The following is a 19,632-nucleotide window of genomic DNA, read 5'->3' as shown; positions in this document are numbered from 1 at the left end:
AGCTCATTCCTTGTTCAAACAGCGATTCAGGAGCAGGCCGTCCAACTCGGCGAAAGGCGCTTCCCGCTCGGGGTGCCACATCACGCCCAGCAGCGGCAGCTGCGGGTGAAAGAAGGCCTCGATCACGCCATCTTCACTGCGTGCCAGGACTTCCAGGGGCGCAGCCAGCGAACGGCAACCCCATTGGTGGTAGCTGTTGACCTCGGTCTCACGCCCGTCGATCAGCAGACGGTGGCGTGTACCAACATGCCCGGCCACCCGCTCCAGGCGATTGCCGAAGGCATCGAGCAGCAGTTGCGCGCCACGGCACAGGGCAAACAGCGGCACCTGCTCGGCCATGGCCCGCGCCAGCAGCGCGCGTTCGACAGCGTCACGCTCCGGGGCATCGCCACCGTACTCAGCCAGGTCATTGCCGCCGCTGAGCACCACAGCGGTGGGGTTTACTTGCGCCCACAGGGCGTCCAGGCGCTCGGCCCGATTGGGCACCGGCACCGGCAAAAGCCCGTGGCTCGCCAGCCAGTCCGCCAGGCGCTGATCCAGCGCATCGCGGCGCTCGCCGCGGTCAGCCAGCACATCAACGCGCTGGCTGACCAGCACCACCCTCACCGCAACACCTCGACGCGTCGGTTGGCGCAGTCGATGTTGAGCATCTGTGCGGCAGCCCACTTGCGATAAAGCACCTCTCCTGCACCGATCACGGCAGGCAGGCCGAGTTCGTTGGCGCGGATCGCCATGTGCGAGTTGGTACCGCCATAGGCGGTGATGAAGCCAGCGATGCGGTGCGAGAAGATCCAGTCGAACCCGGGGTCGGCGCTGGGAATCATGACGATGGCCCCGTGCAACTGGTCGCGCTGGTGGTAGTCCATCACCGAACCCGTCACCTGGCGCTGGGTGATGAAGTTCGGCTCGGCCTGCGGCAGGTGAAAACAGAAGGCGTCTTCGGCACGAGTGATCAGCGGCGGCAAGACGATCTGACAGGTTTCGCCGTAGCGCCGGCGCCCTTCCTCGATGCTGGCAGCGATCAGCTCCCTGGGGTCGGCGCTGGCGGCATGCAGCTCCTTGATCACCTGAATGTTGGCGTAGGACATGTCCTCGGCGCTGAAGCCCAGGTCATGGCCCAGTTCACGGAACAGCGACAGCGCATCGGACAGGTTGCGCGTGAACACGAACTTGGCGTATTCGCGCAATTCGATGCCGGCCTGGAGGAAATCGAACAACCCCACCACGTCATGGGACAACCCGTGCTCACTGAGCAGGCGGCTGATCTCGCGCATCTGCGCCAGCGACAGGGCGAAACGGCCACTGTCGTGGCGAGCCTCGACCGCCAGGTTGTGCCAGTCGAAATACAGATCGGGCGCCTCGTCGTAGCGCGGCGAAAGGATGTCGTAAGTGCCCGGCCGCAGGTGGCCGTAGCGCGCCAGGAAGGTGGTGCGATCCAGTTGCGCAAGATCCTGAGTCATCTGCCCACTGACTGTGGATAGACCGTTGAGAAACGCGTCGTACTCGCTCTGGTCGAGCACGCCCACGGTGACCAACGAACGCAGCAGTTGTACGGCGATGAAGCCAGCCCGCGCCAGCCCGGCAAACGGCAGCGTACCGTAGCGACGGCAGTCTTCCAGCAGCCAGTAGATGCGCGTCACCGGATCGGTATCGGCACCGAGGATCTCGTCGCGTCTGGCCAGCAGCACGTCGAGCTTCTGCCGATCGGTGCGCCACAGGCCGGTTTCGTTGTGGACGATACGGTTGGTCAGCTCGCGCAGGCTGTCGGCCAGGCGTCGGCACTCGGCCTCAGTGAACCCCGCATCCTGCAGGGCCTGCAGGCGTTGCGGCAGATCCAGCGTGTAGCAGGAGAAAACGATCTCGAACTCGACTTTGTCATGCAGATTGGGCGCGGACAACAGGCGCTCGATGTAGTAGTTGACCAGCTTGTCAGCCAGGGCTCCGTCGATGTCGCGCGGGATGAAGGAGTTGAAGCTGACGCGCACGTCGATGTAGGGCAGCCCGTGAAAATGCAGCATCAGCGGGAAGCTGCGCAGGTTGCGGTAGCCGTAGTTGTTGCGTTGGTAGGCCCAGATCATGTCGGTCACCAACTCACGGTACAGCGACAGAGCCAGTGGCCGTGGTCGCACACCGATGATCTCGGCCGGATTCCAGTCCGGCATCACCCCGAACACGGTGCGCTCGCCATGCAGGAAGGGCTGCGGGCGAATGCCCTGGGCGATGCGGTCGTGAATCAGGCGAACCAGCTTGCCATGCGCCTGGGCATCGACCGGTTCGGCGCCGAGCACCAGCGGTCGCACCTGCAGCAGGTACAGTCGCGCCTGCGCGTCCATGGCGAATTCGATATCGATGGCCTGGCGCCCGAACAACGCCTGCAACTCGCGCAGCAGCGCTACCACGGGAGCCAGCGAGGGTGGCAGCTCACAGGCGGCATGATGGGCATAGAAAGTACGCAGTTCGTTGGAGCGCCCGGAGGTCACGGCATCGGTGCGCCCACTGCTCTCGTCGTAGTTGATCACGAAGTACGGCGCCAGCGTGGCCGGATCGAGGCCAAAACCGACCCCGGCCATGCGCACATCACCGACCATGGGCTGGACGAAGACCTGATCGTGCGCACTGGCGCCCTGCCCGCCCATAGACTCGAGCACCTGCCCGATAGCGGCCGACAAGCCGTCGGGGGCGACGTTGAGGCAGGAATCGAACGCCCCGGCAGCCGACGACTGTTCGCCATCCTCACGGCTACTGCTGCTGCGCACGGCCATGCTGGCCCAGCCCTTGGCGCGTACCTCGACCAGACAGGCTTCAGCGCTCTCGCGCCACTGCGCGACGCTGAAGATCACTTGCGGCAATACGCAGGCACTGTGCAGACGACCGTCGAGCAGCGCGAGCGAACCCGCCTTGGTGGAAAAAGCCAGAATCTGTTCGATCATGCCGCTGCCATATCCCTGATGAGTAGAACGTACCTTGCCGCCACTGCGAGCAGCCAGGCGACTGCGGCTCAACGCAACTGATTGAACAGATTCAACCCTGCGATCTTCACGTAGCTCTGCTGCGCCGCTTCGAGAATGATGGTCTGGAACGACAGGCGCGACAATGCCTCGGCGTAATCCAGCTCGCGCAACTCGGCCTGCACGGACTTGTTAACCAGGGTGACATCCTCATTATCAATCTGAGTGGTATCGATCAGATTGCGCCGAGCTCCGATCTCGGTGCGGACCTCATCGACGTTAGCCACCCCGTTGTCGAAATTCTTCAGGGCGATGGCCACCTCATCGCGAATAGCCAGGTTACCGGCTGGTGAGGTAGGCGAGGATTCCAGCGTTTGGCGCAGGCGAGCGATGCTGTCGAGAATACTGCGCTGTTCTTGGAACTGCGGTTGCACGCCGAACTCGTCGCCCCCGGCAGCAGCGGCCGGGCCGGACATAGTGAACTGCGCGCCATAGACGTCGAAGGTTGCAGGATAGGGGGCCGTCACCGTGCCCGTCGTGAGCACGGTACTGTTCGGCCCCATAGGCTGAGCGTAAACCTCATAGTCGTTAGCGTTGGTGAAACGCACCACGACGCCTGACGTGGGGAACTGGCCATCGAAAACGCCCTGATTGACGATGGCTCCCCCCGATATAACGGCGGCCGAGGTGTTGGTGGACGAGCGAGTCACGGCAAATTCCGTGGGCGCCGATTGCAAGGTGAAACTGTGGGTGCCGACACCAGGCGTGCCGGCCGTAGCCGGTGGCTGGATATCTGCCAGGAGGTTATCCAGGTCCTGCGGGTTATCCCCTTCCTTGAGCACCACGTCGAGCTGGAAGCGCAAACCGCGGAAGTTGATGGTATTGCCGCTACTGGTCAGCGGGTCGATCTTGCCGCCCCCCGGAATCTCCGAGGTCACGTCGGCACCGGAAGCATCATAGATACGAAATTCGCTGCCACTGACAAAGGCGAGCGAGTATGGCTCGCCATTGCGGAAGTCGGCGCTGAACGCACGGCCATCTTCAACCACGCCAGGGGACATGAACACCCGCTGCTCATCGGCAGGCACTGGTGCGATGGTAGTACTCGGCAGCGGCGGCGAAGGCAGCGCCGGATTGTTGACACCGCTGTCGCTGACCGTGCGGTTGGCGTTGGTCACGTTCTCGAACAGACGCTTGCCGTTGTCGTTGATCGCCACATTGGTGGAACTGGCGACCTGCAGGCTGCGTTGACCTTCGTCGCCCATGTAGGAGTAGGTGCCATCGGGGTTGCGTACGAAGGGTGCAGTCTTGCCCAGGTTACCGCTGAACAGGTACTCGCCACGGGCGTTCTGGCTGTTCATAAGGTTGAGCAGTTCGGCCTCACGCTCCTCCAGTTCCTTGGCGATTGATTTCCGGTCGTCGGCCGACAATGCCCCGCCACCCGCACGCACAGCCAGCTCGCGAACGCGCTGCATAACGGTATTGATCGAGTTGAGGGTGGTCTCTTCCTGGACCAGGCTGTTGTCTGCAGCGACCAGGTTGTTCTTGTACTGGGTGAGCATGGCCTGCTGCTGTTCTAGCTGCAGCAGACGAACCGAAGCGACCGGGTCGTCAGCGGGTGTGAGGATGCGGTTGCCGCTGCTGATCTGCTCCTGGGTGCGGATCAGGTTGGAATAGTTGCGCCCCAGGCCGGAGACGCCGTTATTGAAGGCCTGGATGGAGGAAATGCGCATGACCATGTGGCGTGCCTCTTGCCGAGCCTGCTTTCACAGGCTACCTCTTCCCGGGGGAAGGGCAACTATCAGAATGAATTGATCAGAGTATCGAACAGGTTGCGCGCAACTTGAATGATCTGTGCCGATGCCTGGTAGTACTGCTCGAACTGAATCAGCTTGGCAGCCTCTTCATCGAGGTTTACCCCGGAAACAGAATCACGGTTGTCGGTGGCCTGCTTGAGAATCGCGCCAGTCGCCTCACCATCGACCCTTGCCTGGCTGGTCAGGGTGCCAACTCGCTCGACCAAATCTCCATAGGCATCGGAGAAGCTCGCTCCGGTAGTATCGGGCGCTGCCGGGTTAATGCCGATCACCGATTTCTTCTGCAAATCGACCAGATTCAGCGCATTGCGGTTATCCGAAACGCCGTTGGTGTTGAACGACACCGAAAAATTGTCGCCCTGCGAGGGGCGCCCGCCGATACTTACTTCGTAGGCAAATGCGCTGGGTACGTTCGGCGGATTAGCCGGCACGTTGATGGTGATCTTGTTGCTCTGCCCCGGCGTAATGCTGCCGCTGTTGATCACGTTGCCGTTGATGTCCAGTACTTCATAAGACTGGGTAGCACCACCGGCAGCGCCCATGACAATGCGCATCGGTGGGGCATTGCGCAGGCTGGTCTCCATGTCGGCCTGGGCTGCCGGATCGTAGATGTCGATCTCGGTACTGAGCCTGGGCTGGCTCACGGTACCGGTGCCGGTATTGCCCGGGCTCGACTCGGTCTTCAGCGGAGCAGCGAAGGCCAGTTCTTCCGGATTTTTCATATCGGCACGGGTGTCGCGCGCCGCATTGCGGGTCGGCATCACGGTGAAGCGGTCGCCGGCAGCGAAGGTGCCCTGCGCCACGCTCAGGGAAAATCCGTCGACTTCCGGCGCGGGCACCGTGTTGATATCGAAGGTCGCCGGGCTGGCCGGGAACATCGCGCCATCGGAAGAGCGGCGCACCACATATTCAGTAGCGCTGGTGAACTCGACTTCATAATCGCTGGTGGTCAGACGCGTGGTGTCGGTGATGCTGACGTTGAGGTTTGCCATCGGATCGCTGTTGCCGATGCGCGCGAGGCTACGCTGAGCCAGCAACAAGGGGTCGTTGATCGGACGGAACAGCTCCTTGCCGAACTCACCATTGAGATCGAGCCCTTGCCCCAGCTGGCGATTCATCTGGTCGGCGATGGACAAGGACAGTCGACCGATGGAATTCATCGATGTATCCAGCACGTCCTGCCGATAGCGCAACAGGCCGCCCATTTCTCCGCCAGTGATCAGCGAACTGACATTCTGCTTCGAGTTGCCGCTTACAAACTGGATCTCGCTGCGCAGCGGGTCAGACAGCCCCGGTGTCACCTCCAGACGCGCCGCATTCTTTCCCACCACCAGGGGCTGGCCAGAACCGATAAAGAGGTTATAGGAGTTGTCGTCCTGCGGCACCACGGTGACGCCGACGAACTCGGAGAGCTTACGCACCGCCTCTTCACGAGCATCGAGCAGGTCGTTGGGGGCCTGGCCATTGGAGGACGCTACGGCGATCGCATCGTTGTAGCCAGCAATGGACGTAGCCAGTTGGTTCACCTGATCGGTCACCGCCGAGAGCTGCTTGTTGATGAACGCGTTTTGCTCGTACAGGCGGTCGTAGATGTTGTTGAAACGCTTGGCCAGGCCTTCCGCTTCGGACAGCACCAGTTGCCGGGCTGGCACGTTGGCTGGGTCTTCCGCTGCGGTCTGCAGCGCTGCGAACAGCTTCTGCATAGCAGGAGTAACCCCCGTATTACTACCGGCCAGCAACGAATCGAGCTGGTTGATCTGACTCAGGTACGCCTTGGTATCGCTGTTGAGTGCAGTGCTGCTGCGCACCTGGGTATTGAGGAAGTCGTTATAGATGCGCCTTACGTCGGTCAGGGTGGTACCCGAACCGATGTAACCGGCCCCGCTGAACTGCGGCGTGCGAGTGGCCTGGATCGTCTCCTGACGGGAGAAGCCAGGTGTATTGACGTTGACGATATTGTGACCGGTAACGGCCAGCGAGGTCTTATTCGCCGCCAGGCCCGAGAGGCCTATGTTCAATAGGTCAGCCATGGTTCAACCTCAAGTCCTTGTGGTGGCGCTATCGGCAGCGGCGATGGCCTGATAGGTCTGCATCTTGCGGGCGATCTGCGAAATCTTGCGTGCATAGTTCGGGTCGGTGGCGTAGCCGGCCTGCTGCAGTTCCTTGACGAATCGCTCCGGGTTCTCGGTGACGTTCAGCGCCTTCTCATAGCGGCCGTTGTTCTGCAGGAAGCTGACGTAATCGTCGAAGCTCTGCGCATAAGAGTCGTAGGCACGGAAGTTGGCCGCTTCCCTTACGGCCTTGCCACCCTTGTATTCAGTCGTGAGCACGCGGGCAGACTCGCCGTCCCAGCTGTTGTGGGATTTGATACCGAACAGGTTGTGACTGCTCTGGCCATCGCCAGTACGAATGATCGACTTGCCCCAGCCAGTTTCCAGCGCGGCCTGGGCCACCAGATAACGCGGATCGACACCGATCTTCTCGGCAGCCGCTTCCGCCATAGGCAACATGGTGGCAACGAACTCCTGCGGCGAACTGAAGGCGGCCTTGCCAGGTGCCAGTGGCGGCTGGGCGATACGACGCCCGGTCAATGCATCGCTGTTGCCAAGACTAAGCCCCTGGCCCTTGGAGGCAGTACTTGCGATCTGTGCAGGAATCCAGTCATTGCCCGCCAAAGCCTTGCCCTCGCCCTCTCCGGTCGACGGCACGATGCCCGCCAGCAGACGATCAGCCAGCTTGCCAGGCACAGCCAGGCGGCGGCGGTTGAGCAGCGCCACGTCGTCACGGAAGCCTTCGCTGCTGGCCACCTTATCGGCTTTGGTTTCGCTCGACGCAGCAACCGGTTTCTCGATTTGCGCAAAGGGATTGGGCCGGCTCGACGGCTGCTTGATCTTCGACATCTGCCGCACCAGTACGTCAGCCAGACCGATACCGCGCCCTTCCTTGGAGAGCGTCACTGCCAACTGCTGGTCATGCATGTCCTGATAGGTCTTGCTCTCGTTGCTGTTCATGAAGTTGCCCTCGCCGAACGCAGCGTTGGCCGAACGCATGGCCTTGAGCATCTCGTTCATGAACAGCGACTCGAACTCCTGAGCGACCTTGCGGATGTTCTGCTCGGTGTCGCCGCCGACCTTGAACTGGTTGAGGCGGTTCAAGTCGGTAAAAGCACCACTGTCGATCGGGCTTTTGCCGTTGCCGAGCAGACCGGCTGAGAGTCGAGAATCCATGCTGGCGATCCTCCTCAGATCACGATCAGGTCAGCCTGTAAGGCGCCGGCTTGCTTGAGCGCCTCCAGGATGGCCATCAGGTCGGAAGGTGCCGCACCCACCTGGTTAACTGCACGGACGATCTCGTCGAGGCTGGTGCCAGGGCCAAACTTGAACATTGGCTTGGCCTCTTGCTCGGCGCCCACTCGAGAACGTGGCACCACGGCAGTCTGCCCACCGGACAATGCTTCGGGCTGGCTCACGATAGGGTCTTCGGTGATCGTCACGGTCAGGCTGCCGTGGGTAACGGCGGCCGGTTGCACCTTGACGTCCTGGCCGATGACGATGGTGCCAGTGCGCGAATTGATGATCACCTTGGCCACTGCCTTGCCGGCCTCGACCTGCAGGTTCTCCAGAATCGACAGGTAGTCGACTCGTTGGTTGGGATCGAGCGGTGCGCTGACGCGGATCGACCCTCCATCGATGGCCTGAGCCACACCGGGGCCAAGCAGATCGTTGATCTGGTCGACGATGTTCTTCGCCGTGGTGAAGTCGGGACGATTGAGATTCAGGGTCAGGTAGTTGCCCTGATCGAAACCGCTCGGCACCGGACGTTCCACAGTGGCACCACCGGGGATACGGCCGGCAGACGGTACGTTGACGGTGATGCGCGAGCCGTCGGCGCCACTGGCATCGAAGCCACCCACCACCAGGTTGCCCTGGGCGATGGCGTAAACGTTGCCATCGATGCCCTTCAGCGGGGTCATCAACAGGCTGCCACCGCGAAGGCTCTTGGCGTTACCGATGGACGAAATCGTGATATCGATGGTCTGCCCCGGCTTGGCGAAAGCCGGCAGGTCGGCATGCACCGAAACCGCAGCGACGTTCTTCAACTGCACGTTGCCGCCTGGCGGGACCTTGATGCCGAACTGCGCCAACATATTGTTGAAGGTTTGCACGGTGAAAGGCGTCTGGGTGGTCTGGTCACCACTGCCATTGAGGCCGACCACCAGACCGTAACCGATCAACTGGTTGCTGCGCACGCCCTGGATCGAGGCCAGATCCTTAAGGCGCTCGGCCTGCGTCGGCAAGCTCAACAGCATGCAGGCGAGCATAGTGGCCAACAGCAGCCAATCGTTGGCGCCGCGATGACGATAGCCGCGATGGGCGACAGCGAACTGACGGCGGCACGCACCGGCACGCGCGGACTCGAGACCCTGAGCTCGAGTTCCGGCGGAAGCCGACGTCACTGCGAACGCCTTGCGTGCAGCCCCGTTTGCCGTGGCTCGCGCGCACCATTGAGAGAGACGACCGTGCAGCGCGGACGAAGAATGAGTCAGCCAGGATTTCATCTCTAACACCCCGATCAGAACGGCCACAGCGGGCTGACGAAGAAGCGACTCAACCAACCGGGCTGACTCGCATCAGCGAAGGCGCCGGTCCCCGAATACGTGATGCGCGCATCGGCAATACGAGTGGAGGCCACGGTATTGTCGGTAGCGATATCGTCAGCACGTACCAAGCCCGAGATACGAACAAGTTCATCGCCGGTATTGAGCGTCATCCACTTCTCACCGCGAACAGCGAGAATACCGTTGGGCAGCACCTCAGCGACGGTGACGGTGATCGAACCCGAAAGACTGTTGCTTTGCCCGGTCTGGCCGGAACCACTGGCCTCACGCTGGCCATCAAACTGCGCACCTAGGCTCATGTTGCCACCCGTAAGCGGGTTGGTAGCCGAAGGCGTGGAGCCGAACAAAGAGGTCACTCCCAGATTGGCACTGCTGTCTTTCTTAATATTGCTGTTGGCGTTCTTGCTGGCTTGAGTACGCTCGTTGAGGGTGATGGTGATGACGTCACCGATGCGGAATGCCTTGCGATCGTCATACAGGCCATTTTCAAACCCTGCCTGATAGATAGAGCCGTTGTTCTGCGCCGCCGGCAGCGGTGTGCGCGGCAATACGGGGGCGTAATAGGGATCATCCGGCTTGGCTGTCGGCGCCACACAGCCGCTGCTGAGCAGCACGCCAGCCAACAGGGGGGAAAAGATCATATGCCGGTTCATAACCACTACCTCGCGGCGTTCACAACAAAGTCAAAAGGATCAGAGGTTCTGCGTCACGAAGGAAAGCATCTGATCGGCGGTGGAAATCACCTTGGAGTTCATTTCATAGGCGCGCTGGGTGGTGATCATGTTGACCAGCTCTTCCACCACGCTGACGTTAGAGTTCTCCAGGGTGTTCTGCAGCGTGGTGCCCAAACCATTGAGGCCCGGGTTGCCGACCTGTGGAGCACCGCTTGAGCCGGTCTCGAGGAACAGGTTGTTGCCGATCGCCTCAAGGCCTGCCGGGTTGACGAAGTCAGCCAGCTGGATGTTGCCAATCACCTGCGCCTGCGCGTTACCTGCGGTTGTCACCGATACGGTCCCGTCTTCACCAACGGTGAAGGTGCGTACTTCTGCCGGGAGAACGATGGCCGGCTCCAGAGCGAACCCCTGGGAGGTGACGATCTGGCCGTCGGAATTCAGATGGAAGCTACCGTCACGGGTATAGGAAACGGTGCCATCGGGCTGGAGGATCTGGAAGAAACCACGGCCATTGACGGCAAGGTCGAGCGGCTGCTCAGTAGTCTGCAAACTGCCGGCGGTGAAGATTTTCTGCGTTCCCACAACACGGACACCGGTCCCCAACTGCAGGCCGGAAGGCAGCTCACTGTCCTGGCTAGTCTGACCACCCGGCTGACGGCGGATTTGGTAAAGCAAATCCTCGAACTCGGCGCGATCACGCTTGAAGCCCGTGGTCGCGACGTTGGCCAGGTTGTTGGAAATGGTGGTCAGGTTCATGTCCTGGGCGGACAAACCGGTCTTGCTGACCCACAGTGCCGGAAGCATATCGTTTCTCCTCGAGCGCCGTTTTTACGACGCTGCGTGCTGGTAATTAGCTAATCTGCAAAACCCGCGCCATCGCTGACGAGTTGTCTTCGGCGGTACGCATCATCTTTACCGACAGCTCGAACTGACGGGACAGGGAAAGGATTGCGGTCATCTCCTCGACGGCATTGACGTTGCTCGCCTCGAGAAAGCCGGAAGTCACCTGAACCGTAGCGTCGGCCTCGACCTCGGGCTGCCCCTTGACCCGGATCAGGCCATCGGTACCCTTCTCCATGCTTTTCGGATCAGGGTTGACCAGTTTGATGCGGTCTACTTCGGCCAGCACATTGGGATTTTCACCAAGGGCACGAATACTGATGGTGCCGTCCTGGCCGATTTCCACCTTCTGCTCTGGCGGCACGGCAATTGGCCCGGCATTGCCCATCACCGGCAAACCGTTGCCGGTGCGCAACATACCCAGCGCGTCGATATTCAGGCTGGCAGTACGCACATAGGCTTCGCTGCCATCAGGCGCCTGCACCGCAATCCAGCCCTTACCACCAACGGCGACATCAAGGTCGCGGCCGGTTTCCTGCAGTGAACCGGGGCGAAAGTCTGTGGCTGGCCGCTCGCTCATGGCGAACACTCGCGCCGGATAGCTTTCACCGAACAGAGGCATGGAGCGCGCCTGCTCGAAATCGCGACGAAACCCCGAGGTGGAAACGTTCGCCAGGTTGTTGGCGTGGGCGCGCAGACCCATTGTGTTGTTCTGCGCTCCGGTCATGGAGACGTACAGCATCTTGTCCATGGTAACTCTCCGAGTGGGCGACGTGCCCTTGGCTCTTTGCAAGCAAAAAAGCAAGCGCTGTGCCAACTTCGAAAAATAACCTCAAAACACTGATTTAAAAGGAATTTAAAAGAGAAAGATGCAAATGGAGACAGGCCGGCGGCGAGGTTTTGCCGGCCCTGGAACGGCAAAGCGGCAAGCCTGGCTTGCCGCTTTATCTCACCTTGGAATCATCAACGAAGGTTGATGATGGTCTGAGTGATTGCACTCTCGGTTTCGATGGTCTTGGCGTTGGCCTGGTAGTTACGCTGAGCCACGATCAGATTAACCAGTTGATCGGACAGCTCAACGTTTGAGTCTTCCAGCGCGCCGGCCTGCAGAGCACCCAAGGTGCTGCTGCGCGGCGTACCGATCACCGGCTCGCCTGATTCGAACGACTGCACCCAAGCGGTCTTGCCCACGGGGCTCAAACCCTGCACATTGGCGAAGTTGGCCAGTAGAACCTGCCCCTGTACCTTGGACTGACCATTGGTGTAACGGGCGAAGATAATGCCGGTATCGTCGACCTCGATCCCGGCAAGCTGACCTGTGGTGTAACCGTCCTGACTGACCGCATTGACACCGAAGGACGCGGCGTACTGCGTCGAGCCACGCATGTCGAAGGTGAAAGCCTCGCTATCGGCCCCATTGGCCACCATGGTTCCCGGGTTGACCGGGTCCTTCTCGGCCGGCACCCAGTCGGCCTCAGCCAGGGCAAAAATGCCATTGGGCGTACCGGTTGGAATGGCAGGAGCATCCAGAGCCGGGTTGGGCGGCGTACTGGCTAGAGGGGTCAGCGCCGGATCTGCCAGCTGGCCAGCTGCATCGTAGTTCACTGCATAGCTGAAGGGCTGAGTGCTGCTCGGGTCCCGCGGATTGACGCCGTCGATCAGTACATGCATGACCCAGCCATTGTTGGCCGGCGCTTCATTCTTGACGAAGTACTGGCTCATAACGTGGGCATTGCCTTGCGAGTCATAGATATTGGTCGATGTGGACCAGTTGAAAGACTTCGAATCGCTCGGATCGAAGGTTGGCGCCGCCATGGTTCCGGCATTGGCTGGACGCACAGCATTTGAGTTCAGGTTGATCCGCTGAGTGACAGTAGTGGTGGCCTTGGGCTCCTGCTGACCAGCACTGACGCGCAGATCGGACTGCACCGGCAAGATGTTGCCGCTATCGTCAGCGGCGTAACCCTGAAGGCGATAGCCGAAGTTATTGACGATGTAGCCATCACGGTCAGTACCGAAGTAACCGGAACGTGTATAGCTCATCTCACCATTGTTGCTGGTCATGAAGAAGCCGTTTCCGTTGATCGCCATGTCCAGCGCATTCTGCGTGTAATTGATATTGCCCTGATTGAACAACTGGGCGACATCAGCCAGCAGCACACCACTGCCCTGCGGGTTCTTGCCGGTTCCGAGCATCGATGAAGCGTAAAGATCGGCGAATTCGGCGCGCGACTGCTTGAAGCCCGCTGTGCCGGCATTGGCGATGTTGTTGCCAGTGACATTGAGGTCGCTGGTCGCAGCACGCAGACCACTGAGACCGATATTGAACGACATGGAAGACTCCTTTGCCGGAACGACCGGCGTCAATAATTACTGGCCGATGACCTGCACTTGTGAAAGCGGAACACTGCCCAGACCGGCAAGGTTGAGCATCAGCTCATTGCCGCCCAGGGTAACGCTGTCGACGTTGGCCGGAAGCAAGGTGTAGAGCCCCTTGGTTTCGCTGCCGTAGGTCGCCTGCGCTTCGAATTTGTAGGTACCTGGCGGTGCAACGTTTCCACTGGAGTCCTTGCCATCCCAAATGAAGCTGACATTGCCGGCAGCTTGCTCCCCCAGGTTGATACGATTAACCAGCGACCCAGAGTTGTCGTAGACATTGACGTAAACGTTGCTACTGCTCACAGGCAGTACAGTGCTGGCCTTGAGGCTTTCGCTGGTATCAACCACCGCTTTTTCGCTCGGGACGATCACCTTGCGCCCGACCAGTGACGACGCCTGCAAGGCCTGCGACGATTGGAAGCTGGACAGCATGGAGCCCATGCTGGTGTTTAGCTTCTCGATACCTTCGACCTGGCTGAACTGGGCCAACTGGGCGATGAACTCACCGTTGCCCTGCGGCTCCAGCGGATTCTGGTTGTTCAACTGTGCCACCAGCAGGTTAAGGAACTCGTTCTTGCCAAGATCCTTGTTCTGCTTAGTGTCTTGCTTGATCTGGTATTGATCCAATACCGAACTAGTGCCGCTTACTGTGCTCATCCCTAGTCTCCTCGATACCTTACTGACCCAGGGTCAGCACACGCTGCAGCATCTGTTTGGCGGTGTTCATCATTTCCACGTTGGTCTGGAAGGCACGACTGGCAGAGATCATGTCGGCCATTTCCTCGACCACGTTGACATTCGGGTAGTAGACGTAACCGTCGGCGTTGGCCATCGGATGATCCGGCTCGTAACGCGGCATCAGGCTGCTCTGATCCTCGATCACGCCCAGCACCTGAACGCCACGACCGGCCTCGTCCTGCTCGGCGAACAGCGAACCACGATCACCGCCCTGCGCCTGCTGGAACACGGTGGCAAAGACCGGGTGGCGCGCACGGTAAGTCTGATCCAGGCTCGAGGACACAGTCTCGGCGTTGGCGATGTTGCTGGAGATGGTGTTCAGGCGAGTGCTCTGGGCACTCATCCCGGTTCCGGCGATATTGAAGACACTGGCAAGGGACATGGTCGCGCTCCTTATTCGCCGCGCAGGGCGCTAGTCAGCCCTTTGAATTTGCTATTGAGGAAGGTGAAGCTGGCCTGAAACTGCACAGCGTTCTCGGCGTAGCTCGCCTGTTCGATCTGCAGGTCGACGGTGTTCTGATCGAGCGAGGCATGAAACGGCGTGCGATAAGGCAGCTCGGCTTCACCGCTATTCAGGCCCTCTGCTGGGATATGCCGACTGTCGGTACGGTTCAGGGCGACACCGCCGCGCTGCATGCGACTATTCTGCTCGGCCAGCACGCTGGCGAAGTCCAGGTCGCGCGCCTTGTAGTTCGGCGTATCGGCGTTGGCGATGTTATTGGACAGCACCTCTGCGCGCTGGGCGCGGAAACCTAGGGCCTGTTCATGGATGCCGAGTGCTTTGCCGAAGTTGATGCTCATATTCTGAACCTTTGCCGCTGAGGCGATGTGGTCACTGTTGCGAGCTATTCAGCAAAGGCTGTGCCAATTTATTTATCCCAATAAAATCAAAGCATTAAGAGCATGCAAAGCGATAAAAAGCGGCAAAGCGGCAAGGCCTTTCCGCCTACGGGCAAGTAAACGGCAAAGCCAATCGGACAGATTGCCGCCCCGCCGAACCGCAGGGTGCCGGCCTGTAAGCAACACGCCAAACGGCTGGTGTACACGCGCGCCTACCGTTTTCAGACCTCAGAAACGCAAACGGGAGGCCATATGGCCTCCCGTTGCTGATTGCGAACGCGCCTAGCACTACTTCGCCTTGTAGATGATCCCAGGGCTGCACTGCACCATCTGGTATTTGTCCGGCAGGCCGTTGAGGGCCTCAGAGGCGCCAAGGAACAGGTAGCCGCCCGGTTTCAGGGTGGCATGGATACGCGTAAGAATGTCCTTCTTCACCTCAGCCGAAAAATAGATGAGGACATTTCGGCAGAACACGATGTCGAACTTGCCCAACGCAGCATAGCTGTCCAGCAAATTGAGCGGGCGAAACTCAACACGACTCTTGACCGGCGCCTTGACCTGCCAGCGTCCCGGCCCCTTGGGGTCGAAATAACGCTGCAGGCGCTCCTGAGAAAGGCCGCGCCCCATGGCAAGGCTGTCGTACTCGCCGGACTTGCAGTTGGCCAGCATCGAAGGCGAAAGATCGGTGGCAACGATCTGCACGCCAGCCTTGAGCTGACCGAGATTACTGCGCTCGAACTCATCGATGGACATCGACAGCGAGTACGGCTCCTGGCCGGAAGAGCAGGCCGCGGACCATATACGCAGGCGCTGGGCCGGATAGGCCTTGATCAGCTCAGGCAGCACACGATTCTTGAGCACCTCGAAGGGGTAGGTGTCGCGAAACCACAAGGTCTCGTTGGTGGTCATGGCATCTACCACCTGCTCGCGCAGCCCCCCACGCGGCTGGCTTTGCATGCGCTGCACCAGCTCGCCCAGGGTTTTGATGCCGTTCTGTTCCATCAGCTTGTTCAGACGGCTGGAAACCAGGTACTGCTTGTTGCTGCCAAGCAGAATACCGCAGGCCTTTTCCAGGAAAGTCCGGAACTGCTCAAAATCCAAATTACCTGAAGACACTAGTGCCGCCTCACCTACCATTACATTCGCTGAAGGTTGCCCCTTCAGCCCCCATCCGATACACGAATGCGATCGACAACACGCGCCGCCAGATCATCCGGCTTGAATTTGGCCAGGAAGTCGTCAGCCCCGACCTTCTTCACCATCGCCTGGTTGAATACACCAGAAAGTGAAGTATGCAGGAGGATATGCAGCTTCTGCATGCGCGGATCGCTACGAATCTCAGTCGTCAGTGTATATCCGTCCATCTCGGGCATCTCGATATCGGAAATCAGCATCAACAGTTCCTTGTCGGGGAAGCGCCCCTCGTCTGCCATTTTCTTCAGATAATTGAGTGCCTCACGGCCATCATTCAGCGCGGTCACCTCGACTCCTACGGTTTGCAGGCAGCGCGAAACCTGCTTACGCGCCACCGAAGAGTCATCGACGATCAACACATGCTTGGTCACCGCCTGACTCTGCACCTGATCATCGATGACGCCGGCAGAGATCACTTCGGAGGTCGGCGCAACCTCGGCAAGAATCTTCTCGACATCGATGATCTCGACCAGTTGCTGATCGAGCCGCGTAACAGCGGTCAGGTAGTGATCGCGCCCGGTGCCCTTGGGTGGCGGATGGATCTCTTCCCAGTTCATGTTGACGATACGTTCCACCGAGCGCACCAGAAACCCCTGAACCTTGGTGTTGTACTCGGTAATGATGACGAAGCTGGTCTTGAGGTCTTCCAGCGGTGCCCGTCCGGTGGCGATGGAAAGGTCAAGAATGGGGATGGTGCCGCCACGAATGTTGGCCACCCCCCGCACCACCCGGCTGGATTTGGGCATGATGGTGAGATTGGGGCACTGCAGCACCTCCTTCACCTTGAATACGTTGATGCCGTAAAGCTGTGGGCCTTCCAGGCGGAACAACAACAACTCCAAACGGTTCTGCCCTACCAGCTGCGTGCGCTGGTTAACCGAATCCATCAACCCGGCCATGCCCGGACTCCTTATCGTATTGGTAACGCCTGCCTCTAGCAGCCTAGCAGCCTAGCAGGCGGCACGGGGCTTGCTTTACATCATTCATGAAGCCTAGAACGTCATCATTCCGTCAGCTACTGGCAAAGTGCCTCGCCCCTTTGTCCGTTTTACTCGCTTTGCCGACACTCGGCTACAGCGCTACTGCGGCTGCGACTTTCACCAGTACCGATCAACTTATCGGCGCTACCGAGTCCTTTCTTGAGCAGGCCACCACTGAATATCTACAGCGTAGCGAAATTCAGGGCCGCCATGAGGTTCGCGTCAATCGTCTCGACCCACGGTTACGTCTGCCCCTGTGTGACCAACCGCTGACCACCACCCTGGAAAGCCCGGCGCAGCCACTGGGACGTGTGACCACGCGCGTGCGCTGCGACGGCAGCGCACCTTGGACGGTCTTCGTGCCGGCTGAAATACGCTTGTATCGCCCAGTCGTCGTATTGACCCGCCCTCTCAAGCGTATGAGCGTCGTCAAGGCTTCGGATCTGAGCATGATGGAACGGGACGTCGGGCCACTGGGTCAAAACTTCCTGACAGACACGACGCAAGCAATCGGCAAAAAATTGACGCGACAGCTAGGTGGAGATCAGGTTCTGGCTCCCAGCCATCTGCAGATCGCGGAAGTTATACGCCGTGGCGATCAGGTCGTCATCAGCGCGCGGGGCACCACAGTGAACGTACGAATGCCGGGCGAAGCCCTGACGGATGGCGCTCCGGGTGAACAGATCAATGTTCGCAACTTGCGTTCGCAACGAGTGGTCAGGGCCCGCGTTGTCGGTCCTGGCCAAGTGGAAGTAGCCATGTAGGCATGTTTCTTGTAGCGCAAAGGCCTGGCGATTTTCTACACTGTTGAGCGACGCAGTGAAATTAGTCCTAAAGTTTTCCGGGCAGCGGCCGAAAAGCATGGCAAGCGTCCACCATATCGTCCGAGGTTCTGCATCATGGTCATCGACTTCAACCGGCTGAACAATGCCAACACGCCCGCCAATGCGGGGCGTACCGGCGCGACTCAGGCTGGCAATCGCAGTGAGTCGGCACAGCCGAACAAGGCGCCTGTCACCGGTACCGATGAACAAAGCAACGCCAAAAGCGGCGAATCCGTGCAACTGAGCCGCGAGGCACAACAGTTGCAAACAATCGGCGAGAAGCTGCGTGATCAGCCTATCGTCAACAAGGAGCGTGTGGCCCAGCTGAAACAGGCCATCGCCGACGGTAGCTATCAGGTCGACAGCAAACGCGTCGCCCAGAAACTGCTCGACTTCGAATCCCAGCGCTAGTCCCAGGGCTGCGCTGGGGGTGTTGGACGCCCGACCCCCAAGAGCCCGCCATGCACGACACAGCCCTGCTTGACCTGTTCACCTCCGATATCGGCACCGCCGAGCAACTGCTTGAGCTGATCGATAACGAATTCCAGGCACTTACCGAACGCGATCTACCTCGCCTCGATAGTCTGCTCAACGAAAAGCAACCTCTGCTTGCCCTGCTCCAACAGCATGGCACCGAGCGCAGCCGCCTACTGCTAGATGCCGGGCTGAACGCTGACCGTGAGGGCCTGACAGCATTGGCAGGCAAGTCTTCCGTAGGCGATCAGTTGCTCGCTCGCAGCGAGCAACTGTCCACTTTGCTACAGCGCTGCCAGGAAGCCAATCTGCGCAATGGCCGTTTGATCCGCGCCAACCAGGCCTCGGTTGGTAGCGTCCTCGGCATCCTCCGTGGCGGTGAGACGCCAGGGCTCTATGACAGCCGCGGCAGTGCCGCTAGAATCGCGCAGCAAAGGCCGCTCAGCCAGGCCTGAGCCCCTCATCATAAAAAGCACAGGGACATGCAGGCACTTCGCCAGTATGCTGGTGCCGTTGTAGTCCATAACTCGGAGAGTTCCGAACTGTGTCCAGCGCGTTCAACGACGAGAGCGGTCCTCAACCGCCCAAGGTGCTCAAGACATCCGTCGAGATCATTGCCACCCTGCGTCAATTGCAACAAAACCACGATCCTCTGCTTATCCAGTTCAAGGGCCGTGCTCAGCGTTTTCAGAGTTACCTTGTCGAAATTGACAAGGACCGTGCACGCATCGCCCTGGATGAGATCATCCCCACCGACGGTGAGCGTTTTCTCAAGCAGGGCGAGACGTTCAACGTCGAGGCCTTTCGCGATGGCGTGCGCGTGGCGTGGACCTGTGATCATGATGTGCAACTTGGCGAGCTCGATGGCGCCCCCTGCTATTGGACCCCTCTCCCCACCGAAGCGATCTATCACCAGCGCCGCAGTGCCTTTCGCGCACAGTTAAAGTTGAGTGATCTGGTCAAGGTGGTTCTCAATGGCGACAAGCTGCGTGAACCGCTACCCGGCCACTTGCTGGATATCTCGGCCGGCGGCTGCAAGCTGCGTTTTGCCGGCGACGTCACCCAACAGTTGAGTGGGGGCCAGGTACATGAGCGTCTCACGGCTTATCTACCCTTCGGCAACCTGACCTGCGCAGTGGAAATACGCCATGTGCAATACGAGGACAAGGTCGACATGACTTTCGTCGGCGCTCGTTTCCATCGCATCAGTGGTCTGGAGCAACGCCAGGTTGAGCGCTTCGTCTATCAGCTCCAGCGCGAGGCGCGCCGCACCGAGAACGACGCCCCCTTCTAGACCTAGCTTGCA

Annotated in this window: 19 protein-coding genes; 4 read left to right on the top strand and 15 right to left on the bottom strand. The window is 59.9% G+C overall.

Annotated features, from left to right (window positions below):
* Positions 1-3: 3 nt before the first annotated feature.
* The 15 genes from EL191_RS09240 to EL191_RS09170 all read right to left on the bottom strand — a co-directional run bounded on the left by EL191_RS09240 (position 4) and on the right by EL191_RS09170 (position 16,947).
* The gene (locus EL191_RS09240; protein WP_041769398.1) at positions 4-606 is read right to left on the bottom strand and encodes a gamma-glutamyl-gamma-aminobutyrate hydrolase family protein; all 603 of its coding nucleotides are present in this window, start codon (positions 604-606) and stop codon (positions 4-6) included.
* Positions 603-2,930 carry a PEP-utilizing enzyme gene (locus tag EL191_RS09235; RefSeq protein WP_041978314.1) on the bottom strand — a complete coding sequence of 776 codons (2,328 nt, stop codon included), beginning with the start codon at positions 2,928-2,930 and terminating at the stop codon, positions 603-605. Before EL191_RS09235 ends, EL191_RS09240 begins: the two co-directional genes overlap by 4 nt.
* 68 nt (positions 2,931-2,998) lie before the next feature.
* The gene (locus EL191_RS09230; RefSeq protein WP_013714957.1) at positions 2,999-4,687 is read right to left on the bottom strand and encodes a flagellar hook-associated protein 3; all 1,689 of its coding nucleotides are present in this window, start codon (positions 4,685-4,687) and stop codon (positions 2,999-3,001) included.
* Positions 4,688-4,749: 62 nt separating this feature from the next.
* Positions 4,750-6,795, bottom strand: coding sequence for a flagellar hook-associated protein FlgK (flgK, locus tag EL191_RS09225; protein WP_017361913.1), 2,046 nt, complete (start codon positions 6,793-6,795; stop codon positions 4,750-4,752).
* A 9-nt stretch (positions 6,796-6,804) separates the two neighbouring features.
* Positions 6,805-7,992 carry a flagellar assembly peptidoglycan hydrolase FlgJ gene (gene flgJ / locus EL191_RS09220; protein WP_041978310.1) on the bottom strand — a complete coding sequence of 396 codons (1,188 nt, stop codon included), beginning with the start codon at positions 7,990-7,992 and terminating at the stop codon, positions 6,805-6,807.
* Between the two features lie 14 nt (positions 7,993-8,006).
* Entirely contained in the window at positions 8,007-9,086 is a 1,080-nt protein-coding gene (locus EL191_RS09215) for a flagellar basal body P-ring protein FlgI (protein ID WP_026042016.1), read from the bottom strand.
* A gap of 251 nt (positions 9,087-9,337) precedes the next feature.
* On the bottom strand, positions 9,338-10,036 hold the full coding sequence (gene flgH / locus EL191_RS09210) for a flagellar basal body L-ring protein FlgH (protein ID WP_026042015.1): 699 nt from the start codon (positions 10,034-10,036) through the stop codon (positions 9,338-9,340).
* 39 nt (positions 10,037-10,075) lie between these two features.
* A complete protein-coding gene (gene flgG, locus EL191_RS09205) occupies positions 10,076-10,861 on the bottom strand; it encodes a flagellar basal-body rod protein FlgG (protein WP_013714952.1) in 786 nt (261 codons plus the stop codon).
* Between the two features lie 46 nt (positions 10,862-10,907).
* Positions 10,908-11,648 (bottom strand): flagellar basal body rod protein FlgF, encoded by a 741-nt coding sequence (locus EL191_RS09200; RefSeq protein ID WP_013714951.1) that lies wholly within the window; start codon positions 11,646-11,648, stop codon positions 10,908-10,910.
* Between the two features lie 212 nt (positions 11,649-11,860).
* Entirely contained in the window at positions 11,861-13,231 is a 1,371-nt protein-coding gene (gene flgE / locus EL191_RS09195) for a flagellar hook protein FlgE (protein WP_013714950.1), read from the bottom strand.
* A gap of 36 nt (positions 13,232-13,267) precedes the next feature.
* Positions 13,268-13,933 (bottom strand): flagellar hook assembly protein FlgD, encoded by a 666-nt coding sequence (gene flgD, locus EL191_RS09190; RefSeq protein ID WP_017361910.1) that lies wholly within the window; start codon positions 13,931-13,933, stop codon positions 13,268-13,270.
* A 19-nt stretch (positions 13,934-13,952) separates the two neighbouring features.
* Positions 13,953-14,396 carry a flagellar basal body rod protein FlgC gene (flgC, locus tag EL191_RS09185; RefSeq protein WP_013714948.1) on the bottom strand — a complete coding sequence of 148 codons (444 nt, stop codon included), beginning with the start codon at positions 14,394-14,396 and terminating at the stop codon, positions 13,953-13,955.
* An 11-nt stretch (positions 14,397-14,407) separates the two neighbouring features.
* Positions 14,408-14,815, bottom strand: a complete 408-nt coding sequence (gene flgB / locus EL191_RS09180) for a flagellar basal body rod protein FlgB (protein WP_041978307.1) — start codon at positions 14,813-14,815, stop codon at positions 14,408-14,410.
* A 327-nt stretch (positions 14,816-15,142) separates the two neighbouring features.
* Positions 15,143-15,970: a protein-glutamate O-methyltransferase CheR gene (gene cheR, locus EL191_RS09175; RefSeq protein ID WP_013714946.1), complete on the bottom strand. Its 828-nt coding sequence runs from the start codon at positions 15,968-15,970 to the stop codon at positions 15,143-15,145.
* A gap of 44 nt (positions 15,971-16,014) precedes the next feature.
* Positions 16,015-16,947 (bottom strand): chemotaxis protein CheV, encoded by a 933-nt coding sequence (locus tag EL191_RS09170; protein ID WP_013714945.1) that lies wholly within the window; start codon positions 16,945-16,947, stop codon positions 16,015-16,017.
* 86 nt (positions 16,948-17,033) lie between these two features.
* Between EL191_RS09170 and flgA the strand changes: the two genes are divergently transcribed.
* The 4 genes from flgA to EL191_RS09150 all read left to right on the top strand — a co-directional run bounded on the left by flgA (position 17,034) and on the right by EL191_RS09150 (position 19,620).
* On the top strand, positions 17,034-17,792 hold the full coding sequence (gene flgA / locus EL191_RS09165; RefSeq protein WP_017361908.1) for a flagellar basal body P-ring formation chaperone FlgA: 759 nt from the start codon (positions 17,034-17,036) through the stop codon (positions 17,790-17,792).
* A 135-nt stretch (positions 17,793-17,927) separates the two neighbouring features.
* Positions 17,928-18,263: a flagellar biosynthesis anti-sigma factor FlgM gene (gene flgM, locus EL191_RS09160; protein WP_013714943.1), complete on the top strand. Its 336-nt coding sequence runs from the start codon at positions 17,928-17,930 to the stop codon at positions 18,261-18,263.
* A gap of 50 nt (positions 18,264-18,313) precedes the next feature.
* Positions 18,314-18,781 (top strand): flagella synthesis protein FlgN, encoded by a 468-nt coding sequence (locus tag EL191_RS09155; RefSeq protein ID WP_041978302.1) that lies wholly within the window; start codon positions 18,314-18,316, stop codon positions 18,779-18,781.
* Between the two features lie 89 nt (positions 18,782-18,870).
* Positions 18,871-19,620 carry a flagellar brake protein gene (locus EL191_RS09150; RefSeq protein ID WP_041978300.1) on the top strand — a complete coding sequence of 250 codons (750 nt, stop codon included), beginning with the start codon at positions 18,871-18,873 and terminating at the stop codon, positions 19,618-19,620.
* The last annotated feature ends 12 nt before the right edge of the window (positions 19,621-19,632 follow it).

The sequence above is a fragment of the Pseudomonas mendocina genome (genome assembly GCF_900636545.1).
Taxonomy (GTDB): Bacteria; Pseudomonadota; Gammaproteobacteria; order Pseudomonadales; family Pseudomonadaceae; genus Aquipseudomonas; species Aquipseudomonas mendocina.
The sequence above is the reverse complement of the archived record's forward strand: the minus strand, read 5'-3'. Positions and strand labels throughout refer to the sequence as shown.